13 protein-coding genes (1 of these 13 running past the window's edge) are annotated in these 17,052 nt (G+C 60.4%); 9 read left to right on the forward strand and 4 right to left on the reverse strand.

All coding sequences use genetic code 11. The annotated features are described in order from the left end of the window. Positions 1 to 5: 5 nt before the first annotated feature. A complete protein-coding gene (locus ACOYW1_RS25075) occupies positions 6 to 812 on the reverse strand; it encodes an SPOR domain-containing protein (RefSeq protein ID WP_482420199.1) in 807 nt (268 codons plus the stop codon). A 699-nt stretch (positions 813 to 1,511) separates the two neighbouring features. On the opposite strand from ACOYW1_RS25075, the gene ACOYW1_RS25080 reads away from it, so the two are divergent. The 3 genes from ACOYW1_RS25080 (at position 1,512) to murA (ending at position 6,121) form a co-directional block, all read left to right on the forward strand. Continuing rightward, positions 1,512 to 2,474 (forward strand): thioredoxin family protein, encoded by a 963-nt coding sequence (locus tag ACOYW1_RS25080; protein WP_482420200.1) that lies wholly within the window; start codon positions 1,512 to 1,514, stop codon positions 2,472 to 2,474. Between the two features lie 334 nt (positions 2,475 to 2,808). Next, complete coding sequence (locus ACOYW1_RS25085) at positions 2,809 to 4,554, forward strand: PAS domain-containing sensor histidine kinase (RefSeq protein ID WP_482420201.1); 1,746 nt, start codon at positions 2,809 to 2,811, stop codon at positions 4,552 to 4,554. Positions 4,555 to 4,864: 310 nt separating this feature from the next. Next, positions 4,865 to 6,121: a UDP-N-acetylglucosamine 1-carboxyvinyltransferase gene (gene murA, locus ACOYW1_RS25090; protein ID WP_482418260.1), complete on the forward strand. Its 1,257-nt coding sequence runs from the start codon at positions 4,865 to 4,867 to the stop codon at positions 6,119 to 6,121. 85 nt (positions 6,122 to 6,206) lie between these two features. Here the strand turns inward: murA and ACOYW1_RS25095 are convergent, their stop codons facing one another. Beyond that, positions 6,207 to 6,599 carry a hypothetical protein gene (locus ACOYW1_RS25095; RefSeq protein WP_482418261.1) on the reverse strand — a complete coding sequence of 131 codons (393 nt, stop codon included), beginning with the start codon at positions 6,597 to 6,599 and terminating at the stop codon, positions 6,207 to 6,209. A 293-nt stretch (positions 6,600 to 6,892) separates the two neighbouring features. Between ACOYW1_RS25095 and ACOYW1_RS25100 the strand changes: the two genes are divergently transcribed. From ACOYW1_RS25100 to ACOYW1_RS25125, 6 genes are all read left to right on the forward strand, one after another. Next, positions 6,893 to 7,102, forward strand: a complete 210-nt coding sequence (locus tag ACOYW1_RS25100) for a hypothetical protein (RefSeq protein ID WP_482420202.1) — start codon at positions 6,893 to 6,895, stop codon at positions 7,100 to 7,102. Between the two features lie 37 nt (positions 7,103 to 7,139). Then, the gene (locus ACOYW1_RS25105) at positions 7,140 to 9,311 is read left to right on the forward strand and encodes a DNA internalization-related competence protein ComEC/Rec2 (RefSeq protein WP_482420203.1); all 2,172 of its coding nucleotides are present in this window, start codon (positions 7,140 to 7,142) and stop codon (positions 9,309 to 9,311) included. Positions 9,312 to 9,496: 185 nt separating this feature from the next. Continuing rightward, positions 9,497 to 10,255 carry an MlaA family lipoprotein gene (locus ACOYW1_RS25110; RefSeq protein ID WP_482418263.1) on the forward strand — a complete coding sequence of 253 codons (759 nt, stop codon included), beginning with the start codon at positions 9,497 to 9,499 and terminating at the stop codon, positions 10,253 to 10,255. A gap of 96 nt (positions 10,256 to 10,351) precedes the next feature. Beyond that, a complete protein-coding gene (locus tag ACOYW1_RS25115; protein WP_482420204.1) occupies positions 10,352 to 11,242 on the forward strand; it encodes an ABC transporter ATP-binding protein in 891 nt (296 codons plus the stop codon). A gap of 17 nt (positions 11,243 to 11,259) precedes the next feature. Beyond that, positions 11,260 to 12,303, forward strand: a complete 1,044-nt coding sequence (locus ACOYW1_RS25120) for an ABC transporter permease (protein WP_482420205.1) — start codon at positions 11,260 to 11,262, stop codon at positions 12,301 to 12,303. 152 nt (positions 12,304 to 12,455) lie between these two features. After that, complete coding sequence (locus tag ACOYW1_RS25125; RefSeq protein ID WP_482420206.1) at positions 12,456 to 14,072, forward strand: fumarate hydratase; 1,617 nt, start codon at positions 12,456 to 12,458, stop codon at positions 14,070 to 14,072. A gap of 134 nt (positions 14,073 to 14,206) precedes the next feature. Here ACOYW1_RS25125 and ACOYW1_RS25130 read toward each other — a convergent pair whose 3' ends face one another. After that, positions 14,207 to 15,625, reverse strand: coding sequence for a cyclic nucleotide-binding domain-containing protein (locus ACOYW1_RS25130; protein ID WP_482420207.1), 1,419 nt, complete (start codon positions 15,623 to 15,625; stop codon positions 14,207 to 14,209). Between the two features lie 189 nt (positions 15,626 to 15,814). Next, positions 15,815 to 17,052 carry the 3' portion of a hypothetical protein gene (locus ACOYW1_RS25135; RefSeq protein WP_482420208.1) on the reverse strand. Its footprint extends 430 nt past the window's final position, so only the last 1,238 of its 1,668 coding nucleotides appear in the window; its start codon lies beyond the right edge, outside the window; the stop codon is at positions 15,815 to 15,817.

Genomic DNA, 17,052 nt, shown 5'->3' on the forward strand with positions numbered 1-17,052 from the left:
CTGTGTCACCGCCTGACGGCCCTGGCCTCAAACCCCGCCTTGGTCAGGCGCTTGCTCATCACACCGGCCCGGCTCTCCGTCTGGAAGGCGCCCACCAGGACCTGCACCCGGCCATCCGCCGGAGGGCGGGGCATGACGTAGGCAAAAAAACCCAGGGAATGGAGACGGCTCTCCAGAACCAGGGCGTCGCTGACGGGCAGGGGGCCCTCCACGGCAAGGGCCACGCTTTTTTTCGTCAGAGAGGCTTCCGAGCCCCCCTGGGCCAGGAGCGTCTCCCGCGCGGCCTCAGCCTCCTCCCTGCTTGCAAAGTTGCCGCAGAACACCCGGTACCAGTCCCCCATGCCGGGAATCGTCACATAAGCGGAAAAGGCGGCCCCGCCCAGCTCCCGAAGGGCACTCACCTGGGCGGCGGCCCGGGCCGCGTTGCGAAAGGAGCCGACGTGAAGGGTAAAGGGGTAGGTGCCTGAAAGGCCACCGGTTGACGAGGGGACTGCCAGCATGGCGGCAATACCGTGGTCAAGGGGCTCAGGCGTCAGGGGCTCTGCCTTTGCCTCGGGCTCTCTCCGTGCCGGTTTCTGGAAAAGGTCCACCGTCACCTTCTCTGCCCTGGGGGCCGGCACAAAATCGGGGTCCCGGGCAATTTTGACCCCGGTTCCCACGAGAAACACCATGGGGGCCAGAAGCATCAGGCCCAGGAGCCCGCCCCAAAGGGCTGCGCGGCGAAAGGCCTTTCCCCTTCGAGGCCACCCGTCCCCGGAATTCCCCGGCTCCGGTGGGTACCCGTTTTCTTGATGTACGTCCTGTTCAGCCATGGTGATGCCTCATCTTTCAAGGGCCTGGCCCGGATATTTCATGAGAAAACGGGTTACCTGCAATGATTCAAAATTATTACAGATGGTTGCTGTGAAAAAATCAGACATTTCAAAAATACAAAATGTAATTCACGATTTTCTCACCCTTCGGGCGAGCCGAGTGCACCCATCTTCTGCGTTATCAGAGCCTTGAGGTAAACCACTACATCTGCAGCTCTGATGCCTTGAATATGGGTGCACTCGACTCGTGAAATATCCGGGCAGGGGTCATTGTTCTTTTTCCGTTATACCGTTCAACTGCCTACACCGCCCTTCCGTCCCCTGTCAATGCGAAATCGTATGGTCCGCCGCGTCCAGGGCAAACGCATTTAGATTTTTGCCTCCGGCGGCCCTGCCGGGGGCCAAACTTTTGAAAAGTTTGACAAACAGGGTTTCTTTTTTTGGGGCACACAGCAACCGTGCATAGCGCCTTGATTACCGAAACGTTTTTGCGGAGCTTTTTTCAAAAAGCGACCCGCCGGAGGCCATTGAATTGTTAAATGCGTTGGCCCTGCCGCCGCGCCGCCCGAGTGTTGACAACATGGGGAAGGCGGCATAGGCTACGGCAGCGCCCATCGGGAAAGGGCCCTTACAGGAAAAGTGTCTCTAAACAGGCGCTCCGCAGATTCCGCCGATGCCTTAGAAAAGGAAGCAATTGCCATGGCCGATACCGCTCCCATCATCCGCTCCTGGGCCTCCGCCCTCTCCGCCCCTGTGGCCCTGACCCTCCACACCACAGGCGATGCCGAAAGCAACGAGATGACACGCTTCGGGCAGTCCCTTGCCGATGCGGCTGGAGAGCGCCTCGTGCTGACCCTGAAAAAAAGCGAGGGCCCCCTGCCCTTCTTTGAAACAAAACAGGGCCTGAAGTTCTTCACCCTCCCCGGGGAAAAGCTGCTCGACCTTCTCCTCTATGCCCTGAAAGGATCCCCCGAGGCGATTCCCTCGTCCCAGGCCGCCCCCTTGGAGCGCCTGGCACTCCCCGCCACCCTGGATCTCTTTGTGGCGGAGTTCTGCCCCCACTGCCCCCGCATCGCGCGACAGCTCATCACCCTGGCCCTGGCCAATCCCCATATCCACCTCTCCCTGTACGACGGAAGCCTCTTTCCCAAAGAGGCGGAAAAGCGTGGCGTTCAGGCCGCCCCCACCCTGATTTACGACGGGGACATGCGATGGAGCGGGCAGTTTGATGTGGCCTCGGCCATGGAGGTGGTTGCCGGCCGTGCCCCCGAAGAGCTCAGCGCCGATGCCATCCGGGCCCTTCTGGAGGAGGGAGAGGCCGCCAGGGTCACAGCCATGGTGGCCGGTGCGGCAAAGCCCTTTGCCTCCCTCAACACCTTGCTGGCCCATGAGAAGTGGTCCGTCCGTCTGGGAGCCATGGTGGTAATGGAAGAGCTTGCCGAATCCCACCCGGCTATCGTCTCCGAAACCGCCGCTGCCCTCCTGGCCCACCGGGACGCTCTGGATCCCGCCGCCTTGGGGGACATTGTCTACATTGCCGGGCTCTCCTGCGATATCGCCCATCTGCCCACCCTTCGCGCCATCCTCCAAGGCCCCTGTGACGATGCACTCCGGGAGGCGGTGGAGGAAGCCATTGAGGCCATCGAGGAACAGACACCCTGATTTTCCTTTGCCAAAGGGCGTGTTTTTGTAACGATGCCGCTCAAAAAAGCCTCCGGCGAACCCTGGCGGGGGCCAACGATTTGCCAAACAGATAATAAGCAATCCCTTCAGGGCTCCGCCGAAGGCATGCTGAATGGTTACTTGTTTTTTTACTTGACAACCGCTTTGCTTCCAAAGTAACTATCTTACCGTATTTACTTACACATACCACAAGCACAAACAGCTCAGACCCTGACCCTATAACCACACCTGCGATACGACACCAGCCCCCCGGGGCCGTTGTGCCAGCGCACCGGCCGGTATGCGATTCGCCCTCGCAGGATGCGAGTACCCCATGAAACTGACCCGGACGCCAAACAAACGGCCCTTGGACGTGGAGTACATCCTGCGCTCTAGTCTGGCGTCTCCCATCCTCCCCCTTCTCATTGCCATCATCATGGGCACCTCCGACCTCTACGCCCGCCACCCTGTCATCACCCTGATCTTTCTGGCCGCCACCTTGCTCGTGCTGGGCTGTCGGGTGGTCATCGGTTCCGCCTATTTTCTCTTCCAGCGCCTGGGCACCCCCACGGCCCGCCGATGGAGCCTCGGCCTGAACTACCTCTCGGCCATGGTCTTTGCCCTGTTTGCCACCTTTGTCCTGACCCGGTACGGCCTGGTATGGCCTGGCTACCTCATCATCTTCTGCTCCGGCGCCATTTTGAGCATCACCCCGGTCTTCAGTGTGCTGCCCTCGGCCAGCACAAAAATCTACACCGGGATTTTCCTGTTCCCCCTCATCGCCTGGGGAGGTGTTTCCCAATCCTTCCAGGGGCAGATCATCGCTGCCCTGGCCCTGCTTTACTTTCTTATCGCCACCCGCGTCACCGAAGAGACGCGGACCTGGGTATCGGGACTCTCCCTCCATATCGCGGAAATGGACAAAAAGGCATCGGCCCTGCACCAAAAGAACAAGAACCTGGAAAAAGGGCTCATCGAGCAGGACAGCCACCTGAAAACCGTCACGGCAAAAAAAGAGTTCTACCGCCAGGCCTTTCAGACAAGCCCCAACCCCATTGCCTTCAACCGTCTTTCCACGGGTGAGTTCAGCCATGTCAACGCCATCTTCTCCTCCCAGTTCGGCTACACCCGGGAAGAAGTCATCGGCAAAACACCCCTTGCCGTGGGCCTCTGGGAAGAGCCCACGGCCTGGGAGACCTACCTCAACATCATGCGAACCCACAGGTGGGTCACCAACTTTCAGTGCCGCTTCCGCACCCGCGACGGGGAGAGCCGGTCGGTGCTCCTCTCCTCCCGGCGCATCACCCTGGCCCAGGAGCATTACGCCCTGACCACGGTCAACGACATCACCGAATTTTCCCAGGCCCAGAGCCAGATCAAGCACCTCACCCGAAAGATCATCCTGGTCCAGGAGGAAGAACGAAGGCGCATTGCCCGGGACCTTCACGACAGCGTGGCCCAGGACCTCTCCTCCCTGAAAATCACCTGCAGCAGCCTGCTGGACGGCCCCATCTCCGCCTCGGTCCTTCGGTCCAGGCTCAAGGACGTCTCCAGCGTGCTCCAGGAGTGTATCGAGGCCGTCAAGACCATCGCCTACGAGTTGCGGCCCCCCATCTTGGACGAACTCGGCCTTCCCACGGCCCTGTTCCGCCACTGTGAAGACTTTCAGCGCAAGACCGGCATCGAGGTGGACTTTTTCTCTGCGGGCCTCAACGGCATCCCCCTGCACTCCGAAACCGAGATCAACCTTTACCGCCTGGTCCAGGAGGCCTTAAGCAACGTGCTGAAGCACGCCAGGGCCTCAAAAGTGGTGCTCCGGCTGGTGGCCTCGTTCCCGGACATCATCATGCGCGTGGAAGACAACGGGGTGGGGTTTGACCAGGGCAAAGGGAAGGGGAAGGGAAAAGACGCCAAAGGCATGGGCCTGCGCAGCATGGAGGAGAGGGTCCACCTCATGGGCGGGCGCTTTCGCATCATCTCGAGCCCGGGGGAAGGCACAGCCCTTGTGATCCGGGTTCCCTTCAACATGAGCGAACAGGAACTCGAAGAGATCTACAACGAGGTGGGATCCGTCAGATAATCAGCAAATTGTTGGAGGCCCGCCCGCAGACACCCGCAACAAAAATGGGGCATTGCTTTGTCTCCGGCCTTGGTATATCGTTGCCGGAACAAAGGCTGTAGATGCCCCCCGTTCGGGACGGCATCCCATCATCAACCATCGGGGGGAAGCCGTTCAACCACCTGCCCGGAACCGGTTGCGCCTGCCCCTTGCCCGCCTCCTGCCGTCAAGGGGCTGTCACGGGTTGCGCCCGGTCCCCACTCCAGTTCCCGATCACCTGAACCCTCCCCGCACGAATACAACGGCATCACCTGCCGACCGAGATACCTGTATGGATAAAATTGTTGTCAGGGGGGGTGCCCCCCTTCACGGACGTGTTCGGGTCAGCGGCTCCAAAAATGCAGCCCTGCCCATTCTGGTCTCCTCCCTTCTGGTTAAGGGCAAAACCACCTTTTGCAATGTCCCTGAGCTCATGGACATCCACAGCATCACCTGCCTCCTGGCCGAACTGGGGGCAACGGTTGAACGAACCGAAGACAAGGTCACCATTGATGCCGGTCCCATGGACTGTGTGGAGGCCCCTTACGATCTGGTAAGAAAAATGCGCGCCTCCATCCTGGTTCTGGGCCCCCTGGTGGCCCGCATGGGCCGGGCCAAGGTCTCCATGCCCGGAGGGTGCGCCATTGGGGATCGCCCCATTGATCTCCACCTCAAAGGCCTGGAAGCCATGGGCGCCACCATTCGCCTGGAGCAGGGCTATGTGGAGGCCACAGCCGACCGCCTTAAAGGGGCACGCATCGTGTTCGACACCGTCTCAGTGGGGGCAACGGAGAACCTGATGATGGCCGCGACCCTGGCCGATGGGGTCACCATTCTCTCCAACGCGGCCCGGGAGCCCGAGATCATGGCCCTGGCCGATGTGCTCAACGCCATGGGCGCCAAGGTCGAAGGGGCGGGAACCCCGGAGATCACCATCACCGGCGTGCCGGCCCTTTCATCGGTGGACGCCGCCATCATCCCGGACCGCATCGAGGCCGGCACCTTTATGGTGGCCGCGGCCATGACCGGGGGAGACGTGGAGGTAACGGCCTGCGCCCCGGAGCACATGGAGCACACCTTGAGCAAACTCGAAGAGGCCGGGGCCACCCTGGAGGTCGGCAAGGATTCGGTGCGCGTCATCGGGCCCAAGGCCATCAAGAGCGTGGATATCCGCACCGCGCCCTACCCGGGTTTTCCCACGGACATGCAGGCCCAGTTCATGGCCATGCTGACCCTGGCCGACGGTGCCAGCGTCATCCACGAGACCATCTTCGAAAACCGGTTTATCCATGTATCGGAATTGAAACGGATGGGAGCGGACATCGTGCTCAAGGGCAACGACGTCGCCACGGTGAAGGGAATCAAACGCCTTTCGGGTGCCCAGGTCATGGCCTCGGACCTGCGGGCCAGTGCCTCCCTGATCCTCTCGGGCCTGGTGGCCGAAGGGGAGACGGTGGTGAACCGCGTCTACCACCTCGACCGGGGCTACGAACACATTGAGACCAAGCTCCGGGGACTCGGAGCGGACATCGAGCGCATCAAGGGTTAAAGCGCCACGAAAAAAGCCTGCGCCGGGCCACAGACCGACGCAGGCACTTGACCTGCAAGCGTTTTAAAGGGGCCTTTCCCGCATCTCAACTGAAGCTGGAAGGGCCCTCCAGAAAATCGTACTTCAGCCGGGTAAAATTCTGAATGAAGTAGTCCACCTGGACCACCTGGCTCACCGACAGTGCTTCAAAAATCAATGACCGCTGTCGCACCATCTTGAAGGGGCCGAAGCGCCCCGTACCGATACGCTTGTCCGACAGAATACGGAAAGGCAGCCCCCCCAGAAAAAAATTCCCGTAGCGAATATTCACGCAGGTGTCCATGCTTCGCGCATCCAGTGTGTCGTTGACATAATAGATGCAGGAGAGCCCCTCACGGCTGATGTTGATCAGGGGCCCCCTTCGCGTAAAGGAGGGGGAAAAGACAATATAAGCGCCCCTTTTGGGGAGAAAACGTTCACAATGACGTAAATCACCCATACGCACCTCACATCATTCGCTGCCGGTGGGGACCAAGCAGACCGGCACGAAAAAAAAGGGATCGTGTTGAGTCGTGATACAGGCCTGTTCGACTTTGCAGGAGGCCATCATGAATACGTGCGGGAAACGAGCAAGGCTCGTGGTGTGAAACGAATGGATACCGGGAGTATCAAACAGATAACAACGGGTGCACATACTTTATGTTTGGGAGGACTTTAGTATACCATACCCGCTGGTTGAGGGAAACGCTTCTCTTCCTCTTCCCCGCCATGTCGGGCCTTGACCGGCGCCCCATGCTTTTTGTGCTCACAGGTCTTGTGACGGGCATCCTCACGGGCCATTCCGGCACGCCCCTGCCGGTATCCGTGATCCTGGTGTCGGCCCTGACAGCCTGTGCATGGCTCAGCGCACCCCGGCGCGTCCCCATGGCCTTGCTTATCCCCCTGTTCACCCTGGCAGGGGCCTGGCTCATGGCCCCTTGGGCGCCCGCTGAAAAGGGCTGAGCGGGTTGACCCAGGAGCCCTTCCCCTCACAGGATGCATGGAGCAGATCCGGTTTCAGGACCGCGACCTCAAATGCATCCTCCGGGATGCCCGCCTTGGGAACGGCCCGAGCCTTGCTCCACCGGCCACCGGCATCCGCCTGATCATCAGAAAGGGCCGCTCCCTGCCCGTGGCCGAGGGGATGCAGCTCACAACCCGCTGCCGGCTTCGCCCCTTTACCAGTTTCAACAACCCGGGACGTTTCGATTACCGGCGCCACATGATGAGGCAGGGGGTCGCGGCCTGGGGCGTGGTCAAAGCAGAGGAGGTGACCTTGTCTCCGGCTGCTCCCGCCCATCGGTGGCGCACCGCCCTTCACCATATTCGGGCCCGCATCGAAGGCGCCCTCTTCGACCATGCACCAACCCATGACTCCGGGGCCATGCTCTGTGCCCTTCTCACCGGCAATCGCTCCCATATGCCGCCTTCCCTGCGCGATCTCTTCACCCGCACCGGCGCAGCCCATCTGCTGGCCATCTCCGGCCTCCACCTTGGGATCGTGGCCACCCTTTTCTTCTTCCTGTTCACATGGGCATTCTCCCGGTGGGAGCGCCCCCTCATCAAGGGACACACACAGATGCTGGCCGCCACCTTCACCCTGGTGCCGGTTCTCCTCTACGCCCTGCTGTCCGGCATGGCGCCGTCCACCCAGCGGGCCCTCACTGCCGCAGGTCTTGTCATGGGTGCCCTGGTCCTCCATGAAGAGGCGGACCTTCCCACCACCCTTGCCCTGGCTGCCCTTATTATCCTCATCACCCATCCGCCGTCCCTGTTTGCCGTCTCCTTCCAACTCTCCTTTGCCGCCGTGGCCGCCATCCTGGCCAGCCTGGACCGGCTTCGCACCCCGGCCTCCCCGGTGGCCCTGCCCACTCTCCGGCAACGGATGCTCCTGTTTGTCATCCCCCCGTGTTTTGCCACCTTCGGTACGGCGCCCCTGGTCTTGCATCACTTTGGCTATGCGGCACCCATCGGGCTCTTGTCCAACCTGATCCTGGTTCCCCTCATCAGCTTCGGCACAATCCTCCCGGGGCTTGTGGGGGTGATTCTCCTCCCCCTCGGGTCGGCCCCTGCCGGCCTCCTGTTTTCCCTGGCCGGCTACACCCTGGAGGCCGCCATCCGCATCGCCGCTCTCTTCTCCGACGTTCCCGGGGGCTACCTGCTTCTGCCCCGCCCCGGGGTCGGGACGACCCTTCTCGTGCTCTGCCTTCTTTTTTCCCTGCTGCTCTCCCCCCTTCGCAAGGGCAAAGGCCCCGTGCTGGTTGCCGCCTGCTGCCTGCTCATCTTGGGGGGAAGGGCCACAACAGCCTTTGTCCAGCGCCACCACAACCCCACCCTCAAGGTCACGGTGCTTGATGTGGGCCAGGGCTCTTCCACTGTGCTGGCCTTTCCCAACGGCAAACGATGGCTGGTGGACGGCGGGTTTGCCCGGCCGGGACGGTTCGACGTCGGCCGCTTTGCCGTGGGGCCCTACCTGCAGGCCTCCCAGATCACCACCCTCGATGCCGTGGTCCTCACCCACCCGGAGAGCGACCACATGGGAGGCCTTATTCATATTCTGGACAACTTCAAGGTCAAGACACTTTTCATGGGTCCCTACCCCGGCAAGGGGGCGCTGTGGAACCGGTTTTCCGAGGCTGCCGCCCGGTCCGGCACCCGCATCGTTTACTTGACGGACCGGTCCCCGCCCATGGTCGTGGAAGGCGTTCGCGTCACCTGCCTTCACCCGGAGGCGCCCCCCAAGGGGTTCACCGGCAGCGGCTCGGTGAACAACAACTCCCTGGTCCTCGGGCTGGCCTACGGAAATCACCGGTTTCTGCTCACCGGCGATATCATGAAAAAGGCGGAAGCCCGGCTTGTGTCCGATGCCGGAGAGGCATTGAAGGCCGACGTCATGGTGATCCCCCACCACGGCAGCCGAAGCTCCAGCACCCAGGCCTTCCTCACCCGTGTACACCCCTCCATCGGCGTGATCTCAGCCGGACAAGCCAACCGCTACGGCCTTCCCCACACCGAGGTGGTAAAACGATATACACAGGCCCAATGCACCCTCTACGGGACCCACCGGAACGGGGCCGTCACCATCGAATCCGACGGCACCGCCCTGTCGGTTTCCACCTTCCTTGACTCCTCTTCCCCTTTTCCTCCCTCGCTCACATGGACACGGCCTTGACACCGACTCTCCCGACGCATAAAGTACGGCAATTGGTTTCGATTTTCTCGTTGTGGAGGTTCCCCTTGGTATTTCGTCCCCGTGGCATTAGGCATTCCATCGTGCCACCCGCTCTGATGGCCCTCATTCTGGCACTTCTCCTTCAAGGGTGTGCTGCGCATACCTCCCCTTCCGCGGAGCCCCCCGTGGCTGCGCCAGAGCAAGAAAAAACGGCGACGGATACGGTTGAAGAAGCCTTGATTTCCGAGGACGCCTTTGCAGAAGACGACGAATTTCTGGATGATGATGATTTTTTTGATGACGAAGGGTTGATCGACGAGTTCGGCGACACCCCGGAGGAGCTGGTCTGGGATCCCCTGGCCCCCTTCAACCGGGCCATGTTCACCTTAAACGATACCCTCCTTATCTGGGTGGTCAAGCCGGTGGCTTCAGGCTACCGCACCGTCACCCCCACGGTTGTCCGGCGGGGTGTGGCCAATTTTTTCAACAACCTCAAGACCCCGGTACGCCTGATCAGCAGCCTGCTCCAGGGCAAGATCAAGGGGGCGGGCTCCGAAGTGGGGCGGTTTGTCATCAACACCACCGTGGGGGTCCTGGGATTCGGAGACCCGGCGGGCAGCTGGTTCCACATGGAGCCCAGCGACGAGGACCTGGGCCAGGTCCTGGGCGCCTGGGGCGTGGGCAACGGCATGTACATTGTCTGGCCCCTTCTCGGCCCCTCCACCTTAAGGGACAGCGCCAGTATTCCCGGTTACTTTTATCTCAACCCCGTTGGGTACGTGGAACCCACAAAGCTCTCGCTGGCCATCACCGCCTACGAAAAACTCAACGAAGCCTCCTTCAGCATGGACGACTACATTGCCCTTAAGGCCTCGGCCCTGGACCCCTATACCTTTATCCGTGACCTTTACATCCAGAGCCGGGAAAAAATGGTCCAAGAGTAACCCGCGGCGACATGCCCCAAAAGGCTTCGGGGGCCGTATCACCGTACGTGCCAACACCCCGCCCGCAACCCATGCGGGTGCATCACAGGAAAGCCTATGGAACCCCCTATCCTGGAAGTCCGCAATCTGGTCAAGCACTATGCCGACGTCGAGGCGGTGAAAGGCATCTCCTTTTCCATCCGTCCGGGCACCTGCTTCGGCCTCCTCGGCCCCAACGGAGCCGGCAAAACCACCACCATCGAAGTCATCGAAGGGATCCTTCCCGAAACCTCCGGCGAGATTTTCTACAAAGGCGCCCCCCGGGGAGAGAGCTTCACCCGTGAGGCCGGGATCCAGTTCCAGAACACGGAGCTGCCCATGTTCCTCACCGTGGAAGAGACCTTGGAGACCTTTCGCCATCTCTACACCAAACGGGCCGGACGGGAAGCCCTCATCGCCATCTGCCGCCTGGAAGAGATCCTCAAACGGGACAACCGAAAGATCTCCGGTGGCCAGAAGCAGCGCCTTCTCCTTGCCATGGCCCTGGCAAACGACCCGGACCTCGTCTTCCTGGACGAGCCCACCACCGGGCTGGACCCCCAGGCCAGGCGCCACCTCTGGGAGATCGTTGAAAACCTGAAACGGGACGGGAAAACCGTGGTACTCACCACCCACTACATGGATGAAGCCGAAAAACTCTGCGATGAGCTGGCCATCATGGACCACGGGCGCATCATCGCCATGGGAGCCACCGAGGCCCTGCTCTCCGCGCACTGCCGGGGCTCTTCCATCGTCCTGCCCGGCATCGCAGAAGACAGCGCCTTCGCCACCCTCACCACCCCCTGGTTCCGGTTAAAGGACGGCCGCATCAGCATCCAGACCGAAAACCCCGACCACTCCCTGCGGGAACTCGTGGCCATGGGCATGGACCTGTCCGGAATCGTGGTCATGCCCCAGAATCTGGAGGACCTCTTTCTCAAGCTCACGGGCAAAGCGCTTCGCAACTGACGACAAAAAACGGCCCCATGAAAGGTACCATCGCCATGTTCAAACGTATCTGGACCCTTTTCAAAGCCCGCAACATCGAGTTCTACAGGGACCGCTCCGCCCTGGGGTGGAGCATCCTCTTCCCCTTTCTCATCATTGCCGGATTCTCCCTTATTTTCAGCGAAGATTCCCAGAAGCTTTACAAGGCTGGCGTCCTCAAAGCCGACGGCGCAGCCCCCCTTCCCCAGAGCGAACACCTCCTCACCCACCCCCTGATCCAGGCCATTGAACTGGCCGACCGGAACGACGCCCTGGCCAAGCTGCGCCATCACCGCCTCGACATGGTCCTGTCGGCGGATACGGGCCATTACTGGATCAACAGCGACGCCCCCAAGGGAAAAATCCTCGAAGAGATCCTTTTGGGCGGGGGACGCACCGGAGACGGCCCCTTCACCCGGCAGATGGTCACCGGGGACCGCATCCCGTATGTGGAATGGCTCTTTCCCGGCATCCTGGGCATGAACATGATGTTCTCCGCCCTCTTTGGCGTTGGGTATGTGGTGGTGCGCTATCGGAAAAACGGGGTCCTCAAGCGCTTCAGCGTCACCCCGGTTCGCCCATGGGAGTTCCTGACGGCCCAGGTCATCTCCCGCCTTTTTGTCATGCTTGCCACCACGGGCATTGTCTACGGGACCTGCACCGCCCTGTACGGATTTTCGTGCCGGGGCTCCCTTGCGGCCCTGTTTGCCGTCTTTGTTGTGGGCGGCATGTCCATGATCTCCCTGGGCCTCCTTCTGGCAGCCAGGGGCAGCAGCGAAGAGCTTGCAGGGGGCATCCTCAACCTCATCTCCTGGCCCATGATGTTTCTCTCGGGGGTCTGGTTCTCCCTTGAAGGCACGGCCCCCTGGGTCCAGGCCCTCTCCCGGGTCTTTCCGCTGACCCACCTCATCGAAGGGGCCCGCAAGGTCATGAACGACGGAGCCGGTTTTGCCGAGGTTCGTCTGGAAATCATTCTCCTTCTGGCCATGACCCTTGCCTGCCTCGTTGCAGGCTCCCTGCTCTTTCAATGGAAGAATGACTGACTCGTTTCACGTGAGACCCATTTTTTAGTTAAAAGACCCGATACACCGTCACTCCAGGGTTGCGACTGCCCGTGGCCATGCCCTATAGTACGGGATGAAGACATCATGCTCACCTGTATGGCCAACCCATCACCATCTCTGGAGGACACCCCATGCCACCCTTTGCCTATCAGCCCCCCTTTCCCCTGGGGCCGGACACCACTGTTTACCGAAAACTCAGCGATGAGGGGATTGAAAAGGGGGAGGCCTTCGGAGAGCCCGTCATCCGTGTGGCCCCGTCGGCCCTGACCCTTTTGGCCCGCGAGGCGTTTGCCGACGTCTCTTTTCTCTACCGCACCCGCCACCTCGAACAGCTCCGCAGCATTCTGGACGACCCCGAGGCCTCGAAAAACGATACCTACGTGGCCCTTGAAATGCTGAAAAATGCCGTCATCGCCTCGGAAAAGATCTTTCCCATGTGCCAGGACACCGGCACGGCCACGGTGGTTGCAAAAAAAGGGGCCCAGGTTATTTCCGGCACGGCCACGCCCGATGAGGAGGCCATCTCAAAAGGCATTTTTGAGACCTACACGGAAAAAAACCTGCGCTACTCCCAGCTGGCCCCCCTTACGCTCTTTGAGGAAAAAAACACGGGCTGCAACCTCCCGGCCCAGATCGATATCGCAAGCACAAAAGGCGTAAGCTACGATTTCCTCTTCATTGCCAAGGGCGGGGGCTCGGCCAACAAGAGCTTTCTCTTTCAGGAGACCAAGGCAATCCTGAACCGCAAACGCCTCCTGCCTTTTCTCAAAGAAAAAATCACCGAAATCGGCACCTCGGCATGCCCCCCCTACCACCTGGCCATCGTCATCGGCGGCACCTCGGCCGAGGCCACCCTCAAGACCGTCAAGCTGGCATCGGCTGGATACCTCGACGAATTGCCGACACAAGGCAACGCCCTGGGGCACGCACTCAGGGATCGGGAGATGGAAAAGGAGATCCTCGACATGACCCGGGAGGTGGGCCTTGGTGCCCAGTTCGGGGGCAAGTACTTCTGCCACGACGTCCGGGTCATCCGACTGCCGCGCCATGGGGCCTCCTGCCCGGTGGGCATCGGGGTAAGCTGCAGCGCGGACCGGAACATTAAAGGGAAGATCACCGAAGAGGGGGTGTTTCTGGAGCAGCTGGAGACCCGCCCCGAGCGTTTTCTGCCGGAGCCTGCCATGGCAGAAGAGCCCGGTGTTGAAATCGACCTGAACCGCCCCATGGACGAGATCCTTGACGAGTTGTCGGCTCACCCTGTGGGCACCCGCCTCTCCCTTTCCGGAGACATCATCGTGGCCCGGGACATTGCCCATGCCAGGCTCGCCGAAGCCCTGGAAAAAGGAGACGGGCTCCCCGACTACATCAAGAACCACGTCATCTATTACGCGGGTCCGGCCAAAACCCCGGAAGGCCACGCCTCGGGATCCTTCGGGCCCACCACCGCCGGTCGCATGGACCCTTACGTCCCCGTCTTCCAGAAACTCGGGGGCTCGCGCATCATGCTGGCCAAGGGCAACAGGACCGACAAAGTCAGGGTATCGTGCCAAGAAAACCGGGGGTTTTACCTGGGATCCATTGGGGGCCCGGCCGCCAGGCTGGGCCGGGACTGCATCACCAGGGTGGAGACCATCGCCTACGAGGAACTCGGCATGGAGGCGATCTTCAAGATTACCGTAAGGGACTTCCCGGCCTTTATCATCATCGACGACAAAGGCAACGACTTCTACCGTCAGGCCATCATGTAACCCCTTGCGTAGCTGCCCTTCAAAACACAAAAGCTCCCGCCCAGAGGTCTCTGGGACGGGAGCTTTCAGTCAATTTCATGATTCTGCGGACCGTAAACGGCCTTAACAAAATCGCCTACGGGAGAAGTGCCAGCTCAACTGGTGGTCACCAGGGCTTCAAGGCTTGTGACAGCCAGGGGGCGCGCAAAGGCCACATGGATGGAGATGGTGTTCTCACCCCGCTCGTTGACGCTGCTGACCCGCCCCTGGACCGAGACCCCCTCTGCCCCTTCACCGGGCTTCATCAGCGAGCAGATGGAACGCCCGAGCAACAGGCGGGCCATGGAATACCCGCTGCTCTTGACCACGGCAGAGAGCCCCCCTTCCGAGATGTCGAGGAAAGTGCCGGTAAAGGATTTGCCCACGGTGGTCCCCTTGTCGGTCATGAGCTGGAACACAACCCTGCCCTTCACATGAAAACGCCGATAACGCCGCCTCTCAAGCCCTTTGGCCTGGACGGTCTCGGTCAGGTTGTTAAACCGGCCGCAAAAGGACTGCAGCTTTCCGAGAAAATCGGGGTGTTTCTCCTGCATCAGTGTCAGGACCTCACGATCAAGATAGCCCACGTTGACCCGGGAAAGGGCCACAACGGATGCCGTGCACACACTGGTATGGAAAAAAGCGTCGTAACCTGCCACGTCCCCTTTGCACATCTCCTTGATAAAGAGCTCCCTGGCGTCATCTTTGTAAACGATCTTGGCCCTGCCGCTGTTGATAAAGCAGAGTCGATTGATCACCTCGCCCTGGGTGATGATCTCGGTATCCACCTCCACCACCTCGTTTCTGACGTGATGATAAAACCCGGAGGCCTCCTCCTCGGTAAGGAGTTCGTAGAATGCCTTCCAGGTCTCCATGTACTCCCCGGAATCCACGAAGCACCTTTCCTGATCGATAATCTCCTCGGCACGCACCACTTCCCCCAGGGCCATCTCATCCACATCGGACAGCCTCGCCTTGTAACGCTCCGCACGCTTGAAGTCCTTCTCTCGTGCCGCCCGCTCCACCATCAAAAGAAGGACCTTCAGGGCCGAGGCCTTCTTCCCTCCGCTGATCAGACCGCTGACAATGGCTTCAAGGGTTCCGAACTCCTCGGACGCGATGTAGTCGCGGGTCACCTTCACCCGGGCATCCGGCTCTTTCTCTTTCGGTGCCGAACGCTCCCTGGACATGGCATGGCGGATCTTGACAATGGTCTCTTCGGCAAGTCGTTTCTGTTCCGATGTGTAACGACTCCTGCCCAGGAGCCCTTTTTGGTCCACAACCTTCTGAAGGGTCGGAAGCGCCTTCATGGAGCCGATCTCTCCCATGGCCGAGCACACCGCCTTGATGACCTTGTCTTTCTCCTCCGGGGGCCCGGCCATCCTGGACTTGAGCACGGCTGAGAGGGCATAGACCCCGTCATCGCCTCCGAACTGGGCCAGAAGTCCCGCCAGTCTCGGCTTGACCCTCGGGAACCACCAGGATCGCCTTGGAATAAAAACGAGTCCGCCTGCTGCCTCCGATCTGCTTGGCACATGAAATCACGGCATCAATCACCTGCTCCTCACGACGCGTCACCAAGGGCTCGAGGATTTCTATATGCTCCTCCCCACCGACCTCCCCCAGCAGTTTCAGGAGATTGCGAAGGTAAAACCAGGCGCTGTCCGGCGTAATACGCTGCGTGAGCTGGTGCGGGGACCCTTCGGCAATTTTTTAGACCCAAGTCACCCGAATCCATCAGCCATCACCTCACTCTCCCGAAGCAGATCAAGTAACGGAGGCACGGCAATGTTTCCAAGCAGAGCAAGGGCGACGGAGGCCTGGTGCCGGTGACCACCTGTGTCCTCCCGGAACGCTTCCATGAAAAGGTTGAACACCCGTTCCGAAGCCATTCGGCGCAGGGTTCGTTCGGCATACCGGGTCATATGGAGATCTTTTTTTAAGCGTCCCTGCGCCATGAGGCTGAAACTCTCCATGAACGGAACGGCATCTCCGAACAGCCCCCCCACAATCAGGTTGTGGATATGGTTCACCATCATATCGGCAGCGGATTCAAACAGGGGGGTCACCTCCTGCTGATAACGTGCCCACAAATTGACGGGTCCCAGAACCCGGCTCACCAGGTCCAGTCGACCAAGGCCGGTGAACGCTTTGGCCGTTTGAAGAAGGACCCGAACCGCTGCCATGGACTTTGCTTCGTCATCCAGGTTAATGGCAAGGGACACAGCCTGAATCAACCGCTCCGCCTCTTGGGTCTTGCCCTGCTGGGTTCGTTCGGTCATAACCCTGGGCAACGCAGCCAGCGCGTCGAGATCGTTGAGGGCATCGGAACCGCCCTCCATGAGCCCTTCAATCACCGCCTCGATCCGAGCCAGTGTCTCTTGTTGCGCGGCCTCTTCACGGCTCCTCAAAGCCTCTATGGAAGCCGTGAACTCCCTGCCCCTGGGCAGAGCAAGACTCCAGTCCGACGCATCGTTATAGGCCTTGATATGGGCACGCCCCACCAACCGGCTTCCCCTTCTCTGGGTCTGCTTCACCAGGAGCAGGCGGGCGGCAAGGAGCATGAAGCTCTCGTTGTCGAGGTGTTCCACGGCCTTGGTGACGGCAACTTCCGACAGGTTCAATGCAAGTAGATCGGCGTTAAACCAGGCTCCAAGGGCCTCCAGGCTCTCATACAGAAGGGAAAAGGTGGTTGCATTCCCCTGTTCACTGCCTGCCCTGACCAGATAACCGTTAAGGCTTGCAAGGCGCGAGATGGTATCCCAATCGTTGGGCTCGTACCCCTTGTCTGCACAGAAGGTAAGAAAACGCCCGCTGACCGATAAAAGCCAGGCCGCGTTGGCCGTCTTTCTGATGATATACGACAAGGCCTGGAGTTCGGTGATCTGTCTGAACCAGATACGCCGGAAAAAATCCTCATCACGTTCGATCACCTCATCGGCTTCGGCACCGAGAAACACAT

The sequence above is a fragment of the Desulfoluna sp. CYM3A genome, from assembly GCF_056829965.1.

Coding starts and splice junctions, on each gene's coding strand:
- ACOYW1_RS25080 (WP_482420200.1), top strand. CDS start 1,512: ATGGCCGATACCGCTCCCATCATCCGCTCCTGGGCCTCCGCCCTCTCC.
- ACOYW1_RS25095 (WP_482418261.1), bottom strand. CDS start 6,599: ATGGGTGATTTACGTCATTGTGAACGTTTTCTCCCCAAAAGGGGCGCT.
- murA (WP_482418260.1), top strand. CDS start 4,865: ATGGATAAAATTGTTGTCAGGGGGGGTGCCCCCCTTCACGGACGTGTT.
- ACOYW1_RS25085 (WP_482420201.1), top strand. CDS start 2,809: ATGAAACTGACCCGGACGCCAAACAAACGGCCCTTGGACGTGGAGTAC.
- ACOYW1_RS25100 (WP_482420202.1), top strand. CDS start 6,893: ATGCTTTTTGTGCTCACAGGTCTTGTGACGGGCATCCTCACGGGCCAT.
- ACOYW1_RS25105 (WP_482420203.1), top strand. CDS start 7,140: ATGGAGCAGATCCGGTTTCAGGACCGCGACCTCAAATGCATCCTCCGG.
- ACOYW1_RS25075 (WP_482420199.1), bottom strand. CDS start 812: ATGGCTGAACAGGACGTACATCAAGAAAACGGGTACCCACCGGAGCCG.
- ACOYW1_RS25115 (WP_482420204.1), top strand. CDS start 10,352: ATGGAACCCCCTATCCTGGAAGTCCGCAATCTGGTCAAGCACTATGCC.
- ACOYW1_RS25120 (WP_482420205.1), top strand. CDS start 11,260: ATGAAAGGTACCATCGCCATGTTCAAACGTATCTGGACCCTTTTCAAA.
- ACOYW1_RS25125 (WP_482420206.1), top strand. CDS start 12,456: ATGCCACCCTTTGCCTATCAGCCCCCCTTTCCCCTGGGGCCGGACACC.